The sequence below is a fragment of the Nakamurella endophytica genome (assembly GCF_014646215.1).
GTDB classification, from domain to species: domain Bacteria; phylum Actinomycetota; class Actinomycetes; order Mycobacteriales; family Nakamurellaceae; genus Nakamurella; species Nakamurella endophytica.
Genome location: NZ_BMNA01000001.1, coordinates 1 through 20,179, shown reverse-complemented (window position 1 = coordinate 20,179; position 20,179 = coordinate 1). Strand labels below are relative to the sequence as shown.

The following is a 20,179-nucleotide window of genomic DNA, read 5'->3' as shown; positions in this document are numbered from 1 at the left end:
GCCGTCCACGACGGGCCCACCAAGCCCGCCGTCCTCCACGGCACGCCGTCCACCCAGCACGCTGTCCACGGCACGCCGTCCGCCCTGGCACGCCGTCCGCGCCGTCCACCATGGGGGCCGCGGCGGGGGACGCCCACCGGTCCGGGCACGATGGCCCGATGAGCGCCGGGACGTCGCCCACCAGCAGGGCGACGCGTGGCCTCGTCGCCCTGCTGTCCGGGGCCGGGGTGCTGCACTTTGCGTGGCCGGCCCCGTTCGTGTCGATCGTCCCGCGCCGCCTGCCGGCCAAGCGGGCGCTGGTGTACGCCAGCGGCGCGGCCGAGCTGGCCTGCGCCGGCCTGGTGGCCCGGCCGCGGACCCGGCGGATGGGCGGCGCGGCGTCGGCCGTGCTGTTCGTGGCGGTCTTCCCGGCCAACGTGTCGATGGCCCTGCGCTCCGGGCGCCGGCCGACGGTCTACCGGGCGGTGAGCTGGCTGCGGCTGCCGCTGCAGGTGCCCCTGGTGCTGTGGGCGCTGCGCGTCGCCGGCGTGCCGGCACGGCCCATCGGACGCGCCGGCACCGCCCGGCAGCACTGACCCGCGACGGCGCTACCGCGGTTCGACGACGCCGACCCGGCGCTCGTGGTCGTAGTGGTAGACCGGCCGGCCCTGCAGCCACACCTGTTCCGCGCGCTGCAGCACGTCCAGCGGGTCGCCGGACCACAGCACCAGGTCGGCGTCCTTGCCCACCTCGAGCGAGCCGATGCGGTCGTCGACCCCCATGACCTTGGCCGGGTGGATGGTGATCGCGCGCAGGGCCACCTCCGGGTCGAGCCCCTCCTTGACCGACAGCGTGGCCTGGTGCACCAGGAAGTTGATGGGCACGACCGGATGGTCGGTGATGATCGAGATCTCCACGCCGGCGGCGGCCAGCTTGCCGGGGTTGGCGAGCGACCGGCGGCGCAGCTCGACCTTGGAGCGCGAGGTGAACAGCGGGCCGATGAGCACCGGGATCTGCTTGGCGGCCAGGACGTCCGCCAGCAGGTGCGCCTCCGTGCCGTGGTCGATGACGAGGTGGTAGCCGAACTCCTCGGCGATCCGCAGCGCCGTGGCGATGTCGTCGGCGCGGTGGCTGTGCTGGCGCCACGGGATCTCGTGCCGCAGCACCATCCCGATCGCCTCGCTCTTGAGATCCCTCGCTGTCGCTGCCTTGTCGGGGTCGTCGTGGGCGAGCTTGTCGAGGTAGGACTGCGCCTCGGCGAACGCCGCGCGGATCACGGCCGCGGTGCCCAGGCGCGTCGACGGCGTCTGCTTCTTGTCGCCGTAGACGCGCTTGGGGTTCTCGCCGAGCGCCGACTTCAGGCCGGACGGCGAGCGCAGCACCATCTCGTCGACGGTGCGGCCGTGCGTCCGGATGGCGACGGTGAGGCCGCCGATGGGGTTGCCGGACCCGGGGTTGATGTTCACCGCGGTGACGCCGCCGGCGAGCGCGTCGTCGAAGCCCAGCTCCTCCGGGTTGATCGCGTCGATGGCGCGGACGTGCGCGGTGACCGGGTCGGTCAGCTCGTTGGTGTCCAGGCCGGCCCAGCCCTCGCCCTCCTCGTGCACCCCCAGGTGGGTGTGGGCGTCGACGAAACCGGGCAGCACCCACCGGCCGCCGGCCTCGACGACCGTCGCGCCCTCGGGCGCCGTGACGTCCGGCCCGAGGGCGGTGATCCGGCCGTCCTCGACCACCACGGTGCCGTCGAACGGGGTGCCGGTGATGGGTACGACGTGTGCTCCGGTGATCGCCAGCGGTGGCGTCATGCGCTTCTCCTCGGTGCGGGTGCCGGTGGTGCTGTGGGGTCCGCGTCGTCGCGGGCGCCGGCCGCCGTCCCGGCGCCGGCCCCGGGCAGGGTTCCCCGCCGGCGCGGGCGGCACACGCGGCAGCGTCCGGGCACTCGTCCGGTTAGGCGTCCGGTCCGGCGTCCGGTCAGGCCTTGGTCGGGCCGGCGTACAGCGTCCGGGCGACGTAGTCGTCCAGGTCGGCGTCGTACGCGGCCGCCTCCTCGGCGGTCAGCACGCCGGCCTCGGCCTGCAGATCCCCGGCGCTCGGCAGGCCGGCGCGGTCGACCCGGCTCTCCGGGTCCCAGAGTCGGGCCCGCACCACGGCGCGCTGGCACTGGAAGTACACCCGCTGCACGGTGATCACCAGCACGGTCGCCGGGAGGGTGCCGGCCACCGCGAACCCGGCCCGCAGCTCCGGGTCGGTGGTGATCGCGGCGGTCCCGCGGACGCGCACCGTCTCGCCGACCCCGGGGACGAGGAACAGCAGCGCCACGGCGGGGTCGTGCAGCAGGTTGCGCAGGGTGTCCAGGCGGTTGTTGCCGCGGCGGTCCGGGAGCAGCAGGGTGTGCGGGTCGTGCACCTGGACGAAGCCGGGGCCGTCCCCGCGCGGCGAGCAGTCCAGCCCGTGCGGGCCGCGGGTGGCGACCACGGCGAACGGCGCCGCCCGGATCAGCGCGGCGTACGCCGGCGTCACCACCGGCGACTCCTTGTCCAGCGCACGCCGGACCGGCTGCGGGTAGAGGCGGGCGAGGGTGTCCGGGTCGGTCACCCGGTGGCGGTCGCCGATCACCGGCCGACCGTACCGCCGGGGTCGCGCGCGCAGGTCCCGGTGCCGGCGCCGCCGCGTGGGAGGATGGAGCGTCCTCGGACGTGATGAAAGGCATGAGAAAGGCACCGTGACCCAGGCCAGCCGCGCGCACCGCACGTTCACCCCGCCGGAGCGGATCCGCAACTTCTGCATCATCGCGCACATCGACCACGGCAAGTCGACCCTCGCCGACCGCATGCTGCAGCTGACCGGCGTGGTCGACGACCGATCCATGCGGGCCCAGTACCTGGACCGGATGGACATCGAGCGCGAGCGCGGCATCACCATCAAGGCGCAGAACGTGCGGCTGCCGTGGACCGTCCGTCCGGGCGGCGCCGCCCCGGCCGGGGACTACGTGCTGCACCTGATCGACACGCCCGGCCACGTCGACTTCACCTACGAGGTGTCCCGGTCGCTGGCCGCCTGCGAGGGCGCCGTCCTGCTCGTCGACGCCGCCCAGGGCATCGAGGCCCAGACCCTGGCGAACCTGTACCTGGCGCTGGAGAACGACCTGACGGTCATCCCGGTGCTGAACAAGATCGACCTGCCGTCCGCCGAGCCCGAGCGGTACGCCGAGGAGATCGCCCACATCCTCGGCGGCTCCCCTGAGGACGTGCTGCGGGTCTCCGGCAAGACCGGCGCCGGCGTGCCGGAGCTGCTGGACAAGGTGGTGTCCGAGATCCCGCCGCCGGTGGGCGTCGCGGACGCGCCGGCCCGGGCGATGATCTTCGACTCGGTCTACGACATCTACCGCGGGGTGATCACCTACATCCGGGTCGTCGACGGCCGGATCACCCCGCGCGAGCGCATCCAGATGATGTCCACCCGCACCACCCACGAGCTGCTCGAGGTCGGGGTCATCTCGCCCGAGCCCATCCCGACCGAGGGCCTGGGTGTCGGCGAGGTCGGCTACCTGATCACCGGGGTCAAGGACGTCCGGCAGTCCCGGGTCGGCGACACGATCACCTCGGCCGCCAAGGGGGCGACCCGGGCGCTGGGCGGCTACCGCGACCCGAAACCGATGGTCTACTCCGGGCTCTACCCGCTGGACGGCTCGGACTACCCCTTGCTGCGGGACGCGCTGGACAAGCTGCGGCTGAACGACGCCGCGCTGACCTACGAACCGGAGTCGTCGGCAGCACTGGGGTTCGGCTACCGGTGCGGCTACCTGGGCCTGCTGCACCTGGAGATCACCCGGGACCGGTTGGAGCGCGAGTTCGGGCTCGACCTGATCTCCACCGCGCCGAACGTGATCTACCACGTCGAGATGGAGGACGGCGTCGAGCACACCGTCACCAATCCCAGCGACTGGCCGGCCGGCAAGATCAAGAGCATCCAGGAACCGGTCGTCAAGTGCACGATCATCACGCCGAGCGAGTACATCGGCACGGTGATGGAGCTGTGCCAGTCCCGGCGGGGCGTCCTGGGCGGCATGGACTACCTGTCCGAGACCCGGGTCGAGATGCGGTACACCATGCCGCTCGGCGAGATCATCTTCGATTTCTTCGACGCCCTGAAGTCGCGCACCCGCGGCTACGCCTCGCTGGACTACGAGGAGGCCGGCATGCAGCCGGCGGACCTGGTCAAGGTCGACATCCTGCTGCAGGGCGAGACGGTGGACGCCTTCTCGGCGATCGTGCACCGGGACGCCGCGTACTCGTACGGGGTCTCGATGACCGGCAAGCTGCGCGAGCTGATCCCGCGGCAGCAGTTCGAGGTGCCCATCCAGGCGGCGGTCGGCTCGAGGGTGATCGCCCGGGAGACCATCCGCGCCATGCGCAAGGACGTGCTCGCCAAGTGCTACGGCGGTGACATCACCCGCAAGCGCAAGCTGCTGGAGAAGCAGAAGGAGGGCAAGAAGCGGATGAAGGTCGTCGGCCGGGTCGAGGTGCCGCAGGAGGCCTTCATCGCCGCGCTGTCCACCGACGCCCCGTCCACCAAGGGTGCCGGCGGCGGCCGGTAGCGGGCCGGGCGGCCCGGGCTCGGGTTGCCGCGGTTCTACGCTGGCGGCATGTCCGTGGTGAAGATCAACGCGATCGACGTGCCCGAGGGCGCCGGACCGGAGCTGGAGCGGCGCTTCGCGGCCCGCGCCGGCGCGGTCGAGCAGGCACCCGGCTTCGAGGAGTTCTGCCTGCTCCGGCCGACGGGCGGGGAGAGCCGGTACTTCGTCTACACCCGGTGGGCGAGCGAGGCCGACTACCAGGCGTGGGCCGCCGGCTCCGGTCGCACCGCGCACGCCCGGCCGGAGGGAGCGCCGGCGCAGGCCCCGGTGGCGACCGGCGCCGCGCTGCTCGAGTTCGACGTGGTGACCCGCACGGCGGGCTGACCAACAGCGGCAGTCGGGCACCGCCGCGACAGCGGCAGTCGGGCACCGCCGCGACAGCGGCAGTCGGGCACCGCCGCGACAGCGGCAGTCGGGCACCGCCGCGACAGCGGCAGTCGGATACCGCCGCGACAGCGGCAGTCGGATACCGCCGGGTCGGTCAGCGGTGAGACCCGACGGTCACCACGATCTTGCCGGGTGCGCCGGTGTCCATCCGGCGCAGCGCATCCGGCGCCTCCTGCAGCGGGACCTGCTCGTCCACCACGGGTCTGGTGCCCGTGGTCGCGAGGAAGTCCATCAGCGACCGGAACTCGTCCAGGGTGCCCATGGTGGATCCCACCACCGAGATCTGCTGGAAGAAGACTCGCTGCAGGTCCGCCGGGGGCTGCGCGCCGCCGGTGGCGCCGCAGCACACCACGACGCCGCCCGGCCGGACCGCGCGCAGCGAGTGCGCCCAGGTCGGTTCGCCGACGGACTCGAGCACCGCGTCGACCCGCTCGGGCAGCCGGGCTCCCGGCTCGTAGGCGGCGTCCGCTCCCAGCGCCAGCGCCCGGGCGCGGCCGGCCTCGGAGCGCGAGGTGGCCCAGACCCGCAGTCCCGCCGCCCGGCCCAGCTGCACCAGCGCGGTGGACACCCCACCGGACGCGCCCTGCACCAGCACCGTGTCGCCGGGGCGGACACCGCTGCGGGTGAACAGCATCCGGTACGCGGTCAGGTAGGTCACGCCGAGCACGGCGGCCTCCTCGACGCTCCGGTCCCGGTACGGCACGGCGTTGCGGGCCGGGACGACGGCGTACTCGGCGAGCAGCCCCTGGTGCCGCTCGGTGAACAGCGAGCGGTGCGGGTCGACCGTCTCGTCGGGGTACCGGGCGGCGTCTGCGACGACCGGGTACACCACCACAGGCGTCCCGTCGTCGAGCACACCGGCGCCCTCGCAGCCCAGCACCATCGGGAACTGCGACGCCGGGATCCCGACGCCGCGCAGCGTCCACAGGTCGTGCCGGTTCAGCGCTCCGGCGGCCATCCGGATGCGCACCCAGCCCGGCGGCGGCACGGGTTCCGGCCGCTCGCCGACGCGGACGGCGGACAGCGGGTCGCCGGCGTCCGGGTGGGATGCGTACAGCGCCAGCACGGGACGACGGTAGCCCCGGGGCCGGCGGCCCGGCGCTAGCCTGGGCCGGTGTCCTGGTCCGACGTCGCCGCCCTCGTCGACGGGGTCGTCGACGCCGTCGAGTCGTGGATCGCCGGGCAGTCCTTCTGGGTGCAGGTCCCGATCCTGCTCGCCGTGCTGATCCCGGCCGCGTACTGGGTGGCGGGACTGGTCGACCGGCTCGTCGACCGCGCGCTGTGGCCCTCCACCCGCCGCGAGGCGCGGCGCGCCGCACGGCATCCCGCCGGGCAGGCGCTGGCACCGGTCGGCGCCGCGGCGGCGGGGTCCGAGGACGGCCCGCGGTGAGCCCGCGGCCGCTGCCGCAGCTGACCCGGCGCTGGATGACGGTGGCGCTGGTGGCGCTGCTGCTGCTGGCCGTCGTGGTCGCCCTGCTCCGGCGCTGACCCCGACCCGCCCGCCGCTGTGCGGACGGGCGGCACCGCCGCCGCAGGCAGGATGGACGGGTGCCCTCCACCCTGCCCGACGGCGATCCGGTCCCGACCGACGGCGCGCTCCCCGAGCAGGCGCTCGACGGGGCGGCGGACCGCACGCTGTCCCTGTACGTGCACGTCCCGTTCTGTGCCACCCGCTGCGGGTACTGCGACTTCAACACCTACACGCCGGGCGAGCTGGGCTCCTCGGCCTCGCCGCAGTCCTGGTACGACGCGGCACTGGCCGAGATCGATCTGGCTGCACGCGTCCTCGGTGGCGACCGGCGGGTCGCGACGGTGTTCGTCGGCGGCGGGACGCCGTCCCTGGTCGGCGCCGGACCGCTGACCGGGCTGCTGCGGGCGATCGACGAGCGGTTCGGGTTGGCCCCGGAGGCCGAGGTGACCACCGAGGCCAACCCCGAGTCCACCGACCCGGCTCTGCTGGAGGCGCTGCGGGCCGCCGGCTACACCCGGCTGTCGCTCGGCCTGCAGTCCACCGCGCCGGCGGTGCTGGCCACGCTGGACCGGGTGCACACGCCCGGCCGGGCCATGGAGGTGGTCGGCTGGGCCCGCGCCGCCGGGTTCGAGCACGTCAACCTGGACCTGATCTACGGCACCCCCGGCGAACGGGACGCCGACTTCGAGGAGTCGCTGCACGCGGCGACGGCGTCCGGCGCCGACCACGTGTCGGCCTACTCGCTGATCGTGGAGCCGGGCACCCGGATGGCCCGCCAGGTGCGGTCCGGGGCGCTCGCGGCGCCGGCCGAGGACGTGCTCGCCGACCGCTACCTGCTCGCCGAGAAGGTGCTGAGCGAGGCCGGTTTCGCGTGGTACGAGGTCTCGAACTGGTCGACGTCGGAAGCCGGCCGGTGCCGTCACAACCTGGCGTACTGGACCAGCGCGGACTGGTGGGGGATCGGCCCGGGTGCCCACTCGCACGTGGGCGGCGTCCGCTGGTGGAACCGCAAGCACCCGCACGCCTACGGGTCGGCGCTGGCCGACGGCCGGTCGCCCGGGCAGGGACGCGAGGTGCTGGACGCGGACGCCCGCCGGCTCGAGGACGTGCTGCTGCGGTTGCGGCTGCGTGACGGGCTGCCGCTGGACCTGCTGTCGACCGGCGGGCGGGCGCGGGCCGCGGAGGCCGCCGGGGAGGGCCTGCTGGAGCACCCGGCGCTGCGGGCCGGGCGGGCGGTGCTCACCCTGCGCGGGCGGCTGCTGGCCGACGGGCTCGCCGTGCGCCTGCTGGACTGACGTCCCGGCGTCGGGTCAGCCGGCGGCCGTCGCCCCGCGCAGGTCGTCCAGGTCCAGCACCCGCACGTGCAGCACGGTCCGCTGCTGCAGCGCCGCCCGCAGCGCCCGGTGCAGGCCGTCCTCGAGGTAGAGCACGCCGTCCCAGGACACGACGTGCGGGAACAGGTCGCCGTAGAACGTGCTGTCGTCCGAGAGCAGGGTGTCCAGCCGCAGTTCCCGCTTGGTGGTGACCAGCTCGTCCAGCCGCACCTGCCGCGGGGGGATGCGCGACCAGTCCCGGGTGGACAGCAGGTGATCGGGGTAGGGACGACCCTCGCGGACGTCCTTGAAGATCATGACCGGTCCCTCCGGGTGGCTGGCGGCTGCCCACCCTACGCCCGGGGCCGGGCCGCGGGCCGTCGCGCCGGGGCGGCCCCCGTCCCGGCGCATACAATTGGCAGACGCGCGGGTCGAGTGCCAGCGCCGCTGGCCGGGAGCCCGCGCGCTGGTGGACGGGTGGCCGGTGGGCCGCGGAGGAGGTGTCGGGGTGTCTGCGGAGGACAGGCGTTTCCAGGTGCTCCGCGCGATCGTCGCCGACTACGTCGCCACCCACGAGCCGGTCGGGTCCAAGGCCCTGGTGGACCGGCACCAGCTGCAGGTCTCGCCGGCCACCATCCGGAACGACATGGCGGTCCTGGAGGACGAGGGCTACATCGCCCAGCCGCACACCTCGGCCGGCCGGATCCCGACGGACAAGGGCTACCGGCTGTTCGTCGACCGGCTGTCCCAGGTCAAACCGTTGTCGGTGGGGGAGCGGCGGGCGATCCAGTCGTTCCTGTCCGAGGGCGTGGACCTGGACGACGTGCTGCGCCGCTCGGTACGGCTGCTCGCGCAGCTGACCCGGCAGGTCGCCGTCGTGCAGTACCCGACGCTGACCCGGTCCAGCGTCCGGCACATCGAGGTGGTCCCGCTCGGCAGCCGGCGCCTGCTGCTGGTGGTCATCGCCGACACCGGCCGCGTCGAGCAGCGGGTGGTGGACGCTCGCTCGGACGTCGACGAGGCCGTGGTGGCCGACATCCGAGCCCTGCTGGGGGCGCACGTCAGCGGCCAGCGTTTCCCCGAGGCGGTCGCCGCCCTGGCCGAGCTGCCCGGCCGGGCGGCGCCGGAGGTGCGGGAGGTGCTCGCGGACGTGGTGGCCTCGCTGCGGGCCACCCTGGTGGACCAGCCGGACGAGCGGCTGATGATGTCCGGCACCTCCCACGCCCCGGGAGCCTGGGCCGACCAGCCGGAGACGCTGCGCGGCGTCCTGGAGGCGCTCGACGAGCAGGTCACCCTGCTCAAGTTGTTCGCCGTCCTGCAGGCGCCGGACGCGGTCATGGTGTCCATCGGCCGGGAGAACCTGGACGAGAACCTGTCCGGGTCCGCGCTGGTGTCGGCGGGCTACGGCGCCGGGGACATGCTGATGGGCGGGTTGGCGGTGGTCGGTCCCACCCGGATGGACTATCCGGGCACCATGGCGGCGGTGCGGGCGGTGGCCCGGTACGTCGGCGAGATCGTGGCCGGCCGCTGACCGGGGCCCGGTGTCGCAGCCTGCCCTGGCGACGCCGGACGGTGCAGGCACCAGGCAGGGCACAGCACGACGGCGGCCGCCCGCGACGCGGGCGCGCCCGGTGACGGACCAGAGGGACCAGGAGCGCGAGACGTGGCACGGGACTACTACGGCCTGCTGGGGGTTTCCCGGTCGGCGGCCCCCGACGAGATCAAGCGGGCCTACCGCAAGCTCGCCCGCGAGCTGCATCCGGACGTCAACCCGGACCCGGCCGCGCAGCAGCGGTTCAAGGACGTCACCGCGGCGTACGAGGTGCTGTCCGACCCGGCCAAGAAGCAGGTGGTGGACCTGGGCGGCGACCCGCTGTCCCCGGGCGGGGGTGGCGGTGGCGGCGGTGACCCGTTCGGCGGGGCCGGCATGGGCCTGGGCGACATCATGGACGCCTTCTTCGGCGGCGGTACCGGCATGGGCGGACGCAGCCGCGGCCCGCGGTCGCGGGTGCGCCAAGGCGAGGACGCGCTGCTGCCGGTCGAGCTGACCCTGGAGGAGTGCGCGGCCGGCGTCGCCAAGGACATCACCGTCGACACCGCGACGCTGTGCACGCTGTGCCACGGCTCGGGCTGCGCGGAGGGCACCACGCCGGTCACCTGCGACACCTGCAAGGGCGCCGGCGAGATCCAGCAGGTGCAGCGGTCGCTGCTCGGGCAGGTCGTCACCTCGCGTCCCTGCCCGGTGTGCCGCGGCTACGGCGAGGTCATCCCGGACCCGTGCCGGCAGTGCGGCGGCGACGGCCGGGTGCGCACCCGGCGCGTGGTCCGCGCCAACATCCCCGCCGGCGTGGGCGACGGCATCCGGGTCCGGCTCGCCGGCCAGGGCGAGGTCGGCCCCGGCGGCGGGCCGCCCGGAGACCTGTACGTCGAGGTCCACGAGCTGCCGCACGAGCGGTTCAGCCGGGACGGCATCGACCTGCACTGCACGGTGCAGATCCCGATGACGGCCGCCGCGCTGGGCACCAGCATGGCGCTGCAGACGCTGACCTCGATCGAGGACCTGGACATCCAGCCCGGCACCCAGTCCGGGACGGTCCTCACGCTGCGGGGCCAGGGCATGCCCCGGCTGCGCGGGTCCGGCACCGGCAACCTGCACGTGCACGTCGAGGTGCAGACGCCCACCCGGCTCGAAGGCCGGCAGGCCGAGCTGCTCCGCGAGCTGGCGGTGCTGCGTGGCGAGGAGCAGCCGGAGCTGTCCGCGCGGGCGCACGGGGGGCTGTTCTCGCGCATCCGCGGCTCCTTCGCGGGCCGCTGAACCAGCGCGACGTGGCGGTGCTGCCGCACGGCGCCGCCGTCTTCCTGGTGGACGCCGTGGTGCCGGGGCTGCTCGAGCTGGCGGGCGCCGAGGGCCGGCACGCGCTCGTCCGCCGGCTGCGCACCGGCGAGACCGTCGTCGTGGCCGACGGCGCCGGCGGCTGGGCGACCGCACGGGTGACCGCGGTGCAGCGGGGCGGTGTCGTGCTCGACGTCGGTCCGGTGGCCCGCACCCCCGAACCCGACGTCCGGGTGCTGCTGGTGCAGGCGCTGCCCAAGGGCGAGCGCGGGGAGCTCGCCGTCGACCTGGCCACCGAGGCAGGGGTCGACGGGATCGTGCCGTGGGCGGCGGCGCGCTGCGTGGTGCGCTGGACCGACGACGAGCGCGCCGGCCGCGGCGTGCAGCGCTGGCAGGCGGCCGCCCGGGAGGCGGCCAAGCAGGCCCGCCGCCCGTGGGTGCCCGAGGTCCACCCGCTGGCCACGACCGCCGACGTGCTGCGCCGGGCCGCCGGCTGTGCGGCCGTGCTGGTGCTGCACGAGGACGCGGACGTGCCGCTCACCCGCGTGCCGCTGCCGTCCGGCGGCACGGTGATGGTCGTGGTGGGACCCGAGGGCGGCATCACGGACCTCGAACTGGCAGAGTTCGTCGGTGCCGGCGGGGTGCCCGTCCGGCTCGGTCCGCAGGTGCTGCGCAGCTCCACGGCCGGTGCGGTGGCGCTCGGTGCCCTCGGCGTGCTCGCGGGTCGCTGGCCGGGCTGAAGCCGTCCGGCCGGCCGCCGCCCGCCGGAACCACCGGCGCCGCCGGTGCAGGACCGCCGACGAGCGAGGGAGAGCCGCCGCGCATGCCCACGGTGCACCGCTACCGCTACGGCAGTGACCCGAGCCAGTTCGTGCGGCTGTTCCTGCCGGACGAGGGCGACCGGTGGCCGGTCGTCGTCGTCGTGCACGGCGGCTTCTGGCGGGCCCAGCGCGGCGCCGAGCTGGCCTACCCGCTGGCCGAGGACCTGACCGCCCACGGGGTGGCGGCCGCGGCCGTCGAGTACCGGCGGGTCGAGCTGGGCGGCGGCTGGCCGGCGACCATGGCCGACGTCGGCCGCGCCGTCGACGAGCTGACCTCCGCCGGTCAGCGCCTGGCCGGTGGCCGCCTGGACCTGTCCCTGGTCGCGGCGGTGGGCCACTCGGCCGGCGGGCAGCTCGTCGGCTGGCTGGCGCACCGGCCCTCGCTCCGCGTCGGGACGGCGGGATCGGTGACGCCGGGGCAGCCGTTCGTGCCGCTGCTCGGTGCGGTGTCGCAGGGCGGCGTGCTCGACCTGGTGGGCGCCGCCGAGGAGGGTGTCGGGGACGGCGCGGTCGTCGACCTGATGGGCGGCGCGCCGAAGTCGCTGCCGCAGCGGTACTCGCACAGCTCGCCGCTGGCCCACGTCGGCGACGGCGCCAGGGTGGTCTGCGTGCACGGCGACCGGGACGACGTGGTGCCGCTGTCCCAGTCGCAGCGGTACGTCGCGGCGGCGCAGGCGGCCGGTGATCCTGCGGAGCTCGTGGTGCTGCCCGGCGTCGGCCACATGGAGCTGGTCGACACGACCCACCCGGCCTGGCGCACCTGCCGGGAGGCCGTGCTCGGCCTGCTGTGACCCACCCGGCGGTGCCGGCGACCCGCGCCGGGCCCTACTCTGAGCGGGACTCCGGCAGTGGGGTCGCCCGGGATACCCGGTGCGGCCACTGCCGTTCCGGCCCCGTCCTATCCGGTCACCCGCCAGGGGCGGCCGAGGGTTGGAGTCCGCCCATGTATCCGCTGACGCCCCGCGTCCAGCTGTCCGTCCTGCCCGGCCCGGTGCAGACCCCGACCCCCGCACCCGGCCGGTTCACCGCCGTCCAGTGCACCGCCGCGGCGCCGCTGGCCCCGGTGCCGGCCCGGGTGCGCGGCATCCGAGCCGGCTCCGGCGGCAGCGTGCTCGTGCTGGACGCCGCCGGGGACCCGGTGACCCGGGTCGCCTGGTCCGTGCCCACCGACCTGGAGGCCGACCGGGCGCTCACCGACGCGGGGTGGCAGCGGCTGTCCCCGTGGTCGACGGACGGCTCAGGCCGCCGGTGCACCCGGGTGGTGGCGCTGCCGGCCCTGGTGGCCACCCACGCCGACCTGCTGGCCGACGCGCCGGACGCGCGCTGATCCGCCGGTCGGCCGGGGCGACGCCGCCTCTGGTTGGCGTCCGCCCGGCTGACCGACGACCGGCGGACTCAGCCGTCCGCGCGGACGAAGCGGAAGAACCGGCTCGTCGAGCCGTCGCTGGTCTTCTCCTGGTAGACGAACGACAGCTTGCGGTCGTCGAAGGTCTTGAAGAACGGCTCCCAGTCGACCTCGTCGAGGTTGTCGGCGGATCCGCCGGGGGCGTCGGGGAACTCGATCCGCAGCAGGCCGGCGTCGTCGCCGTCGTCGCCCGTGGTCTCCACCGACGCCGGCCGGCCGCCGCGGGACTCGGCCCAGGTGCGGATGACGTCGTGGTCGGTGGTGGTGTAGCTGGACGCGGTGGTCTGCGACTTGGTGTTGCGTTCCACCTCGTCGACCGCGTCGGCGTCGCGGGCCGCCTTGGAGCCGCTGCCGTCCGCCGGGTCCTTTTTGTCCGCCATTGCATGCCTCCCTGTCGAGGTCCGTCCGGGCCACCGGTGGGTATCCAGTGCCGCGGACCGGCAAACCGGTGCGGTCCCCGCGGGCGGCGGCGCGCCGACGCTAGACTGGGGGGTACTCCAGGGACGTTCCGGACACCGGAACCCCCAGGGCGCACCGCACGCAGACCGGGCCCGACCAGCCCGTCACCCAGCCTCGAGAAAGCAGGCAGCGCACCTCGTGCCGGACACATCCAACGCCACACCGGCGCAGGCCCAGGAGGGCCGCACCGGGTCCCGGGACAGCGAGTCCACCCTGGTGGTCGCGGACGAGAGGGCGATGGTGGGCCTGCTCGGCTCCCGCGACCTCCTGCTGCGCCAGCTCGAGGGGGCGCTCGCCGCCGACATCCACGTGCGCGGCAACCGGATCACGCTGCGCGGGGACGCCGCCGACGTCGCCTTCGCCGAGCGGGTGCTGCGCGAGCTGCTGTCGCTGCAGGAGTCGGGGTCGGCCATCACCCCGGACGCCGTCCGGCGGACCATCGGCATGCTCGGCGACGCCGCCGCCGCCGGCACGCCGTCGTCGCCGGCCGAGTCGCCGTCCCAGGTGCTCGGGCTCAACATCATCTCGCGGCGCGGCCGCACCATCCGGCCGAAGACCCTGAACCAGAAGCGGTACGTCGACGCGATCGACGCGCACACCATCGTCTTCGGCATCGGCCCGGCCGGCACCGGCAAGACCTATCTGGCGATGGCCAAGGCGGTGCAGGCCCTGCAGGCCAAGCAGGTCAACCGGATCATCCTGACCCGGCCGGCCGTCGAGGCGGGGGAGCGGCTGGGCTTCCTGCCGGGGACGCTGTCGGACAAGATCGACCCGTACCTGCGGCCGCTGTACGACGCGCTGCACGACATGCTCGACCCGGAGTCGATCCCGCGGCTGATGGCGGCCGGGACCATCGAGGTGGCCCCGCTGGCCTACATGCGCGGCCGGACGCTCAACGACGCGTTCATCATCCTGGACGAGGCGCAGAACACCACGCCCGAGCAGATGAAGATGTTCCTGACCCGGCTCGGCTTCGGCTCCAAGATCGTGGTGACCGGGGACGTGACCCAGGTCGACCTGCCGGACGGGCAGCGCTCGGGCCTGCAGGTGGTCCGGGAGATCCTCGGCGACGTCGACGACGTGCACTTCTCGGTGCTCACCTCGTCGGACGTGGTGCGGCACCGGCTCGTCGGGGCCATCGTCGACGCCTACTCGCGGTGGGACTCGCAGCAGGCCGGTCCCGCGGTCCGCCCGGCCGGCGCGGCGCACACCGAGCGCGGCCAGGGCCGACCGCACCGGGGCGGCCCGCGATGAGCGTCGAGGTGGCGAACGAGTCCGGCGTCGAGGTCGACGAGGCCGGGCTGGTGGCGGTGTCCCGGTTCGCGCTGGACCAGCTGGGGATCAACCCGCTGGCCGAGCTGTCGGTGCTGCTGCTGGACGTCCCGGCGATGACCGAGCTGCACGTCAAGTGGATGGACGAGCCGGGGCCGACGGACGTCATGAGCTTCCCGATGGACGAGCTGGACACCGCCCGGCACCCGGACCAGTCCGGTCCCGGCCCGGCGCTGCTGGGCGACGTCGTGCTGTGCCCGGCGGTGGCCGTGGAGCAGGCGGCGCAGGCCGGGCACGGCCTCGACGACGAGCTCGACCTGCTCACCGTGCACGGGATCCTGCACCTGCTGGGGTTCGACCACGCCGAGCCGGCCGAGGAGCGCGAGATGTTCCGGCGGCAGACCGAGCTGCTGGACCTGTGGCGGGACACCCGCGAGCAGGCCGCCCGGCGCGCCCGGTTGGACGCGGTCGACGACGCGGTGCTCAACGCCGCCGGCATCCCCGACGGGCAGTGACGGCGTGGGAGCCCTGGACATCGTCCTGCTGGTCCTGGCCGCCGCGCTGATCCCGATCGCGGGGCTGTTCGCGGCCGCCGACGCGGCGATCACGATGGTCTCCGCCGCCCGGGTCGAGGAGCTGCAGCGCGAGGGGCGCAGCGGCGCCGGGTCGCTGCTGGCCATCGCCCACGACAAGCCGCGCTACACCAACCTGCTGCTGATGCTGCGGGTCGGCGCCGAACTGACCGCCACGGTGATCGTCGCCGCCGTGGCGCTGTCCACCTGGGGGTTCCGCTGGTGGGTCGGCGTGGTCGTGGTGCTGGTCATGCTGCTGCTCACCTACGTGGTGATCGGCGTGCTGCCCCGGACGATCGGCCGGCAGCACCCCTACCCGGTGGGTCTGGCGGCCGCCGGCCCGACGCGGGCCATCGGCCGGGTGCTGTCCCCGGTCGCCTCGCTGCTGATCCTCATCGGCAACGCCATCACCCCGGGCCGCGGGTTCCGGGAGGGTCCGTTCTCCTCGGACATCGAGCTGCGCGAGCTGGTCGACCTGGCCGGCGACCGCGGTGTGGTGGAGGAGACCGAGCGGGAGATGCTGCAGAGCGTCTTCGAGCTGGGCGACACCATCGCCCGTGAGGTCATGGTGCCCCGCACCGAGGTCGTCTGGATCGAGGCCGACAAGACGCTGCGGCAGGCCATGCACCTGGCGACCCGCAGCGGCTTCAGCCGGATCCCGGTCGTCGGCGAGGACGTCGACGACGTGCTGGGCGTGGTGCACATCAAGGACATGATCGCCCGCATGCTCTCGCTCGACGCGGGCGACCGCGGGCCGGCGCTGTCGGAGGTCATGCGTCCCGCGGTGTTCGTCCCCGACTCCAAGAACGTCGACGTGCTGCTGCGCGACATGCAGCGCAACCGCTCGCACTTCGCCGTCGTGGTGGACGAGTACGGCGGCACCGCCGGCGTGCTGACCATCGAGGACATCCTCGAGGAGATCGTCGGCGAGATCACCGACGAGTACGACCAGGACACCCGGGAGCCGGTCGTCCGGCTCCCCGACGGCTCCGCCCGGGTGTCCGCCCGGCTGCCGGTGGAGGACCTGGGCGAGATCTTCGACGTCGAGCTCCCGGCCGAGGACGTGGAGACCGTCGGCGGTCTGTTCGCCCAGCTGCTCGGCCGGGTCCCCATCGCCGGGGCCGAGGCGGAGATCAACGGCCTGCACCTGCTCGGCGAGGCCGGGGTCGACCGGCGCGGCCGCCCGCGCGTGCAGACCCTGCTGGTGCGGCGGGCGGTGCCCGCGGACCCGGACGCCGAGCCGGTCCGGGGCGATACGACCGCCGCCGGCGACGCCGAGCCGGCCTGGCAGGACGCGGGTACGCACCACGGCGCCCACCCCTTCCACGACGACGACGCCGTCGAGCGCGCCGACGCCGACCGCGAGCCGGTGCGCCGGTGAACGCGCCGGCGTCCGTGGCGGACCTGTCGGCGGAGGACCGCAAGCTGTTCACCCTGGCCCGTGGGGCGATGGGCCGCGCCGGAGCGGCCCAGGGGGCGGCCGTCCGGGACGTGGACGGGCGCACCTACGCCGCGGCGTCCGTGGCGCTGCCCTCGCTGCGGCTCACCGCGCTGCAGGCCGCCGTGGCGCTGGCCGTGGCGTCGGCCGCCACCGGCCTGGAGGCCGCGGTGCTGGTGGGCGGTGCGCTGGACGACGAGTCGCTGGCGGCGGCGGCCGACCTGGACACCCCGCTGGTCCTGCACCTGGCGCCGGGCGGCGCGGTCCTCGGGCGCCGCACCCGGTGACCACGGCGCCGGTCCACCGCTCCGGGTTCGCCTGCTTCGTCGGCCGGCCGAACGCCGGCAAGTCGACCCTGCTCAACGCGATGGTGGGCACCGCGGTCGCGATCACCTCGGACAAGCCGCAGACCACCCGCCGGGCCGTCCGCGGCATCGTCACCCGCCCCGACGCCCAGCTGGTGGTGGTGGACACCCCCGGCATGCACAAGCCGAGGACGCTGCTCGGCGAGCGGCTGGACGACCTGGTCCGCTCGGTGTGGTCGGACGTCGACGTCATCGCGTTCTGCGTGCCGGCCGACGAGGCCATCGGACCGGGCGACCGGCGGATCGTCGCCGAGCTGTCGGAGCAGGCGCCGCGGACCCCGGTGCTCGGGGTCGTCACCAAGACCGACAAGGTCCGGCCCGACGCCGTCGCCGCGCAGCTGCTGGCGCTGTCGGCGGTGCGCGAGTTCGCCGAGCTGGTCCCGGTCTCGGCCGTGCGGGGCGAGCAGGTGGGTGTGCTGTGCGACCTGCTCGTCGCCCGGCTGCCGGAGGGCCCACGGCTGTACCCGGACGGCGAGGTCACCGACGAGCCGGTCGAGACCCGGATCGCCGAGCTGGTGCGGGAGGCCGCCCTGGACGGGGTCCGCGACGAGCTGCCGCACTCGCTGGCCGCGCAGGTCACCGAGATGGTCCCGCGCGAGGGCCGGGACGACCTGACCGACGTCTACGTGACCATCTACGTCGAGCGGGACTCGCAGAAGGCGATCGTGCTCGGCCACCGGGCGTCCCGGCTGGTCGCGGTGGGGCGCCGGGCGCGCGCCCGGATCGAGGAGCTGCTGGGCACCCGGGTGTACCTGGACCTCCACGTCACGGTCGCCAAGGACTGGCAGCGCGACCCCAAGCAGCTGCGGCGGCTGGGCTTCGACTGACCCGGTCGGCCGATGAGCGAAATTGCTCGCAAAGGCTAAGCTCGACGCAAGATCGAGCACGGCGGGTGCTCGTCCGTTCCGTGGAGGCTCCGTGCCCGGCGAACACGTCCTGTCCGAGATGGCCGAGCAGCCGGCGGTGCTCGCGGCCCTCACCGCGCGCCGCGCCGAGCTGCACCGGACGGTCGCCGCGGCCCTGCCGCAACCGGTGCGCGGCGTGCTGCTGCTCGCCCGCGGCTCCAGCGACAACGTCGCCGTGCACGCCCGGTACCTGCTGGAGCTGGCCACCGGCCGACCGGCGGCCCTGCTGGCGCCGAGCCTGGTCACCCGCTACCGCCGCGTCCCGGACGTCCGCGACCACCTGGTCGTGGCGCTGTCCCAGTCCGGCCGGACGCCCGAGATCGTCGACGTGGCACGCGATCTCGCCGAGCGCGGGGCGGTGGTGGTGGCCGTCACCAACGATGCCGAGTCGCCGCTGGCGCAGGTGGCCGCGGTGACCCTGGCCGTCGGCACCGGCACCGAGGTCGCCGTCCCGGCCACCAAGACGGTCACCGGGCAGTTGGCGCTGGTCGTCGTGCTGGCGGAGGCGGTGGCCGCACTGGCCGAGGGTGGCCGTCCCGGGCAGGACGTCGGCGACACGCCGCTCGATCGGTGGACCGGCGGCTCCGCCGCGTGGGAGCGGCTGGCCGAGGTGGCCGCCGGGACGCTGGCGGACGAGCGCGGGCTGGCCGACGCCGTCGAGCTCCTGGTGCCCCGGCCCACCGGCATCCACCTGGCGCGGGGCCTCACCTACGCCGCCGCCCTGGAGGGCGCGCTGAAGTGTAAGGAGACCAGCCGGCGGATCCACGAGGGCTACTCCAGCGCCGACTTCCTGCACGGGCCGCTGACCGTGGCGTCCGACCACGTCGCGGTGGTGGCCTACGGCGCGGCCGGACCGGTGCTCGACGATGTGGCGCAGACCGTGCGGGCCGCCGTCGAGCTGGGCTCCCCGGTGATCGGCGTCGGACCGGCCGACCTCTACCGTGGGGTGCCCGGCGCCGTCGGGTTGACGGTGCCGCAGGGACTGGGCGAGGCGCTGGCGGTGCTGCCGCTGGTGATCCGCGGCCAGCAGCTGGCCGTGCGCACCACGCTGGCGCTCGGCATGGACCCCGACCGCCCGGCCGGGCTGAACAAGGTGACCGCCACGCACTGACGGTGCGGGGGCGGGCGGAGCAGGGAGCGGCACGTGACCGACACCGACCGGCTGACCATCGCGCTCGCCACCCCGCTGGACCCGGAGCTGCGGAGCATCATCACCGACGTCGACCCGCGGGTCGACCTGGTGGTCGACGACGACCTGCTGCCGCCCCAGCTGCAGCCCGGCGACCACTCCGTCGACCCGTCCTTCCGGCGCACCCCGGCGCAGCAGCAGGCCTTCGACGAGCTGCTCGACGGCGCCCAGGTGCTCTACGGCGTCCCGGACGTCAGCGCCGCCGCGCTCACCCGCGCGGTGCGGGCCAACCCGCGGCTGCGGTGGGTGCACACCATGGCGGCGGGCGGCGGCGCCACCGTCCGCGACGCCGGACTCACCCCGGACGAGCTCGAGCGCGTCGTGTTCACCACCTCGGCCGGGGTGCACGGTGCGCCGCTGGCCGAGTGGGCGCTGTTCGGGCTGCTGGCGGGCGCCAAGGACCTGGCGCGGCTGCAGCGTCAGCAGGGCCGCCACGAGTGGAGCGACCGGTGGCCGATGGGCCAGCTGCGCGAGCAGACCGTGCTGGTGGTCGGGCTCGGCGGCATCGGCGCCGAGACCGCCCGGCTGTGCAAGGCGTTCGGCGCCACGGTGCTGGGCGTCAAGCGCCGCCCGGAGCCGGTCGAGCACGTCGACGAGGTGCATCCGGTGGCGGACCTGGCCACCGTCGTGGCGCGCGCGGACGCCGTCGTCGTCACGCTGCCCGGCACCGCGGCGACCACCGGGCTGTTCGACCGCGACGTGTTCGCCGCGGTGCGGCCCGGCACCACGCTGGTCAACGTCGGCCGCGGCAGCGTCGTCGACGAGACGGCGCTGCTGGCGGCGCTGGACGACGGCCGGATCGGCGCCGCGTTCCTGGACGTGACCGCCACCGAGCCGCTGCCGCCGGACTCGCCGCTGTGGGACCGCCCGCAGGTGGTGATCTCGCCGCACACCGCCGCGCTGTCGGTGCTGGAGGACCGCCGCATCGCCGAGCTGTTCGCCGACAACCTGCGCCGGTTCCTGGACGGGCGAGGGCTGCGCAACGTGGTGGACACCACCGAGTTCTACTGATCGACGCCCGCACGGGCGGCGGCCACCGGCGTCCGGGTCCCGCGGGACCCGCACTAGTTGTACCCGGCCAGGACGTTGGTGACGGCGGGGCGGCTTGAACGTGGGAGAACCTCCGGGTGGGGT

Annotated in this window: 22 protein-coding genes; 17 read left to right on the top strand and 5 right to left on the bottom strand. The window is 74.8% G+C overall.

Annotation, left to right across the window (positions count from 1 at the left end; all coding sequences use genetic code 11):
- The first annotated feature begins 158 nt into the window (after positions 1-158).
- Positions 159-575: a DoxX family protein gene (locus tag IEY37_RS00110; protein ID WP_188939516.1), complete on the top strand. Its 417-nt coding sequence runs from the start codon at positions 159-161 to the stop codon at positions 573-575.
- 12 nt (positions 576-587) lie between these two features.
- On the opposite strand, the gene IEY37_RS00105 is transcribed toward IEY37_RS00110, so the two are convergent.
- Together IEY37_RS00105 and IEY37_RS00100 are read right to left on the bottom strand one after the other, a co-directional pair.
- Positions 588-1,784 carry an amidohydrolase gene (locus IEY37_RS00105; RefSeq protein WP_188939515.1) on the bottom strand — a complete coding sequence of 399 codons (1,197 nt, stop codon included), beginning with the start codon at positions 1,782-1,784 and terminating at the stop codon, positions 588-590.
- 166 nt (positions 1,785-1,950) lie between these two features.
- A complete protein-coding gene (locus tag IEY37_RS00100; protein WP_229673455.1) occupies positions 1,951-2,595 on the bottom strand; it encodes an MSMEG_1061 family FMN-dependent PPOX-type flavoprotein in 645 nt (214 codons plus the stop codon).
- A gap of 106 nt (positions 2,596-2,701) precedes the next feature.
- Between IEY37_RS00100 and lepA the strand changes: the two genes are divergently transcribed.
- Both lepA and IEY37_RS00090 read left to right on the top strand, forming a co-directional pair.
- Positions 2,702-4,576, top strand: coding sequence for a translation elongation factor 4 (lepA, locus tag IEY37_RS00095; RefSeq protein WP_188939514.1), 1,875 nt, complete (start codon positions 2,702-2,704; stop codon positions 4,574-4,576).
- 48 nt (positions 4,577-4,624) lie between these two features.
- Positions 4,625-4,939: an antibiotic biosynthesis monooxygenase family protein gene (locus IEY37_RS00090; RefSeq protein ID WP_188939513.1), complete on the top strand. Its 315-nt coding sequence runs from the start codon at positions 4,625-4,627 to the stop codon at positions 4,937-4,939.
- A gap of 157 nt (positions 4,940-5,096) precedes the next feature.
- Here IEY37_RS00090 and IEY37_RS00085 read toward each other — a convergent pair whose 3' ends face one another.
- Positions 5,097-6,068 carry a zinc-binding dehydrogenase gene (locus IEY37_RS00085; protein ID WP_188939512.1) on the bottom strand — a complete coding sequence of 324 codons (972 nt, stop codon included), beginning with the start codon at positions 6,066-6,068 and terminating at the stop codon, positions 5,097-5,099.
- Positions 6,069-6,116: 48 nt separating this feature from the next.
- On the opposite strand from IEY37_RS00085, the gene IEY37_RS00080 reads away from it, so the two are divergent.
- Positions 6,117-6,392, top strand: coding sequence for a hypothetical protein (locus tag IEY37_RS00080; RefSeq protein WP_188939511.1), 276 nt, complete (start codon positions 6,117-6,119; stop codon positions 6,390-6,392).
- A gap of 158 nt (positions 6,393-6,550) precedes the next feature.
- Entirely contained in the window at positions 6,551-7,768 is a 1,218-nt protein-coding gene (hemW, locus tag IEY37_RS00075) for a radical SAM family heme chaperone HemW (RefSeq protein ID WP_188939510.1), read from the top strand.
- Between the two features lie 15 nt (positions 7,769-7,783).
- Here hemW and IEY37_RS00070 read toward each other — a convergent pair whose 3' ends face one another.
- On the bottom strand, positions 7,784-8,104 hold the full coding sequence (locus tag IEY37_RS00070) for a type II toxin-antitoxin system VapB family antitoxin (protein ID WP_188939509.1): 321 nt from the start codon (positions 8,102-8,104) through the stop codon (positions 7,784-7,786).
- Between the two features lie 190 nt (positions 8,105-8,294).
- On the opposite strand from IEY37_RS00070, the gene hrcA reads away from it, so the two are divergent.
- The 5 genes from hrcA to IEY37_RS00045 all read left to right on the top strand — a co-directional run bounded on the left by hrcA (position 8,295) and on the right by IEY37_RS00045 (position 12,767).
- On the top strand, positions 8,295-9,317 hold the full coding sequence (hrcA, locus tag IEY37_RS00065; RefSeq protein WP_188939508.1) for a heat-inducible transcriptional repressor HrcA: 1,023 nt from the start codon (positions 8,295-8,297) through the stop codon (positions 9,315-9,317).
- A gap of 132 nt (positions 9,318-9,449) precedes the next feature.
- Positions 9,450-10,601 (top strand): molecular chaperone DnaJ, encoded by a 1,152-nt coding sequence (gene dnaJ, locus IEY37_RS00060; RefSeq protein WP_188939507.1) that lies wholly within the window; start codon positions 9,450-9,452, stop codon positions 10,599-10,601.
- A gap of 11 nt (positions 10,602-10,612) precedes the next feature.
- Positions 10,613-11,359: a 16S rRNA (uracil(1498)-N(3))-methyltransferase gene (locus tag IEY37_RS00055; protein ID WP_229673454.1), complete on the top strand. Its 747-nt coding sequence runs from the start codon at positions 10,613-10,615 to the stop codon at positions 11,357-11,359.
- 83 nt (positions 11,360-11,442) lie between these two features.
- Positions 11,443-12,231: an alpha/beta hydrolase family protein gene (locus IEY37_RS00050; protein ID WP_188939506.1), complete on the top strand. Its 789-nt coding sequence runs from the start codon at positions 11,443-11,445 to the stop codon at positions 12,229-12,231.
- A 152-nt stretch (positions 12,232-12,383) separates the two neighbouring features.
- Positions 12,384-12,767 carry a hypothetical protein gene (locus tag IEY37_RS00045; protein WP_188939505.1) on the top strand — a complete coding sequence of 128 codons (384 nt, stop codon included), beginning with the start codon at positions 12,384-12,386 and terminating at the stop codon, positions 12,765-12,767.
- 68 nt (positions 12,768-12,835) lie between these two features.
- Here IEY37_RS00045 and IEY37_RS00040 read toward each other — a convergent pair whose 3' ends face one another.
- On the bottom strand, positions 12,836-13,225 hold the full coding sequence (locus tag IEY37_RS00040; protein ID WP_229673453.1) for a hypothetical protein: 390 nt from the start codon (positions 13,223-13,225) through the stop codon (positions 12,836-12,838).
- Between the two features lie 316 nt (positions 13,226-13,541).
- Here IEY37_RS00040 and IEY37_RS00035 point away from each other — a divergent pair, with 316 nt between their 5' ends.
- The 7 genes from IEY37_RS00035 to IEY37_RS00005 all read left to right on the top strand — a co-directional run bounded on the left by IEY37_RS00035 (position 13,542) and on the right by IEY37_RS00005 (position 20,056).
- Entirely contained in the window at positions 13,542-14,558 is a 1,017-nt protein-coding gene (locus tag IEY37_RS00035; RefSeq protein ID WP_188940074.1) for a PhoH family protein, read from the top strand.
- Positions 14,555-15,091 (top strand): rRNA maturation RNase YbeY, encoded by a 537-nt coding sequence (gene ybeY, locus IEY37_RS00030; RefSeq protein ID WP_188939504.1) that lies wholly within the window; start codon positions 14,555-14,557, stop codon positions 15,089-15,091. The genes IEY37_RS00035 and ybeY overlap by 4 nt, the downstream gene beginning before the upstream one ends.
- A gap of 4 nt (positions 15,092-15,095) precedes the next feature.
- The gene (locus tag IEY37_RS00025) at positions 15,096-16,529 is read left to right on the top strand and encodes a hemolysin family protein (protein WP_188939503.1); all 1,434 of its coding nucleotides are present in this window, start codon (positions 15,096-15,098) and stop codon (positions 16,527-16,529) included.
- A 14-nt stretch (positions 16,530-16,543) separates the two neighbouring features.
- Positions 16,544-16,873 carry a cytidine deaminase-like protein gene (locus tag IEY37_RS00020; protein ID WP_188940073.1) on the top strand — a complete coding sequence of 110 codons (330 nt, stop codon included), beginning with the start codon at positions 16,544-16,546 and terminating at the stop codon, positions 16,871-16,873.
- The gene (gene era / locus IEY37_RS00015) at positions 16,870-17,778 is read left to right on the top strand and encodes a GTPase Era (protein WP_188939502.1); all 909 of its coding nucleotides are present in this window, start codon (positions 16,870-16,872) and stop codon (positions 17,776-17,778) included. Before IEY37_RS00020 ends, era begins: the two co-directional genes overlap by 4 nt.
- Positions 17,779-17,869: 91 nt before the next feature.
- Complete coding sequence (locus IEY37_RS00010; RefSeq protein WP_188939501.1) at positions 17,870-18,967, top strand: SIS domain-containing protein; 1,098 nt, start codon at positions 17,870-17,872, stop codon at positions 18,965-18,967.
- Positions 18,968-19,000: 33 nt separating this feature from the next.
- Positions 19,001-20,056, top strand: a complete 1,056-nt coding sequence (locus tag IEY37_RS00005; protein WP_188939500.1) for a D-2-hydroxyacid dehydrogenase — start codon at positions 19,001-19,003, stop codon at positions 20,054-20,056.
- Positions 20,057-20,179: the final 123 nt, after the last annotated feature.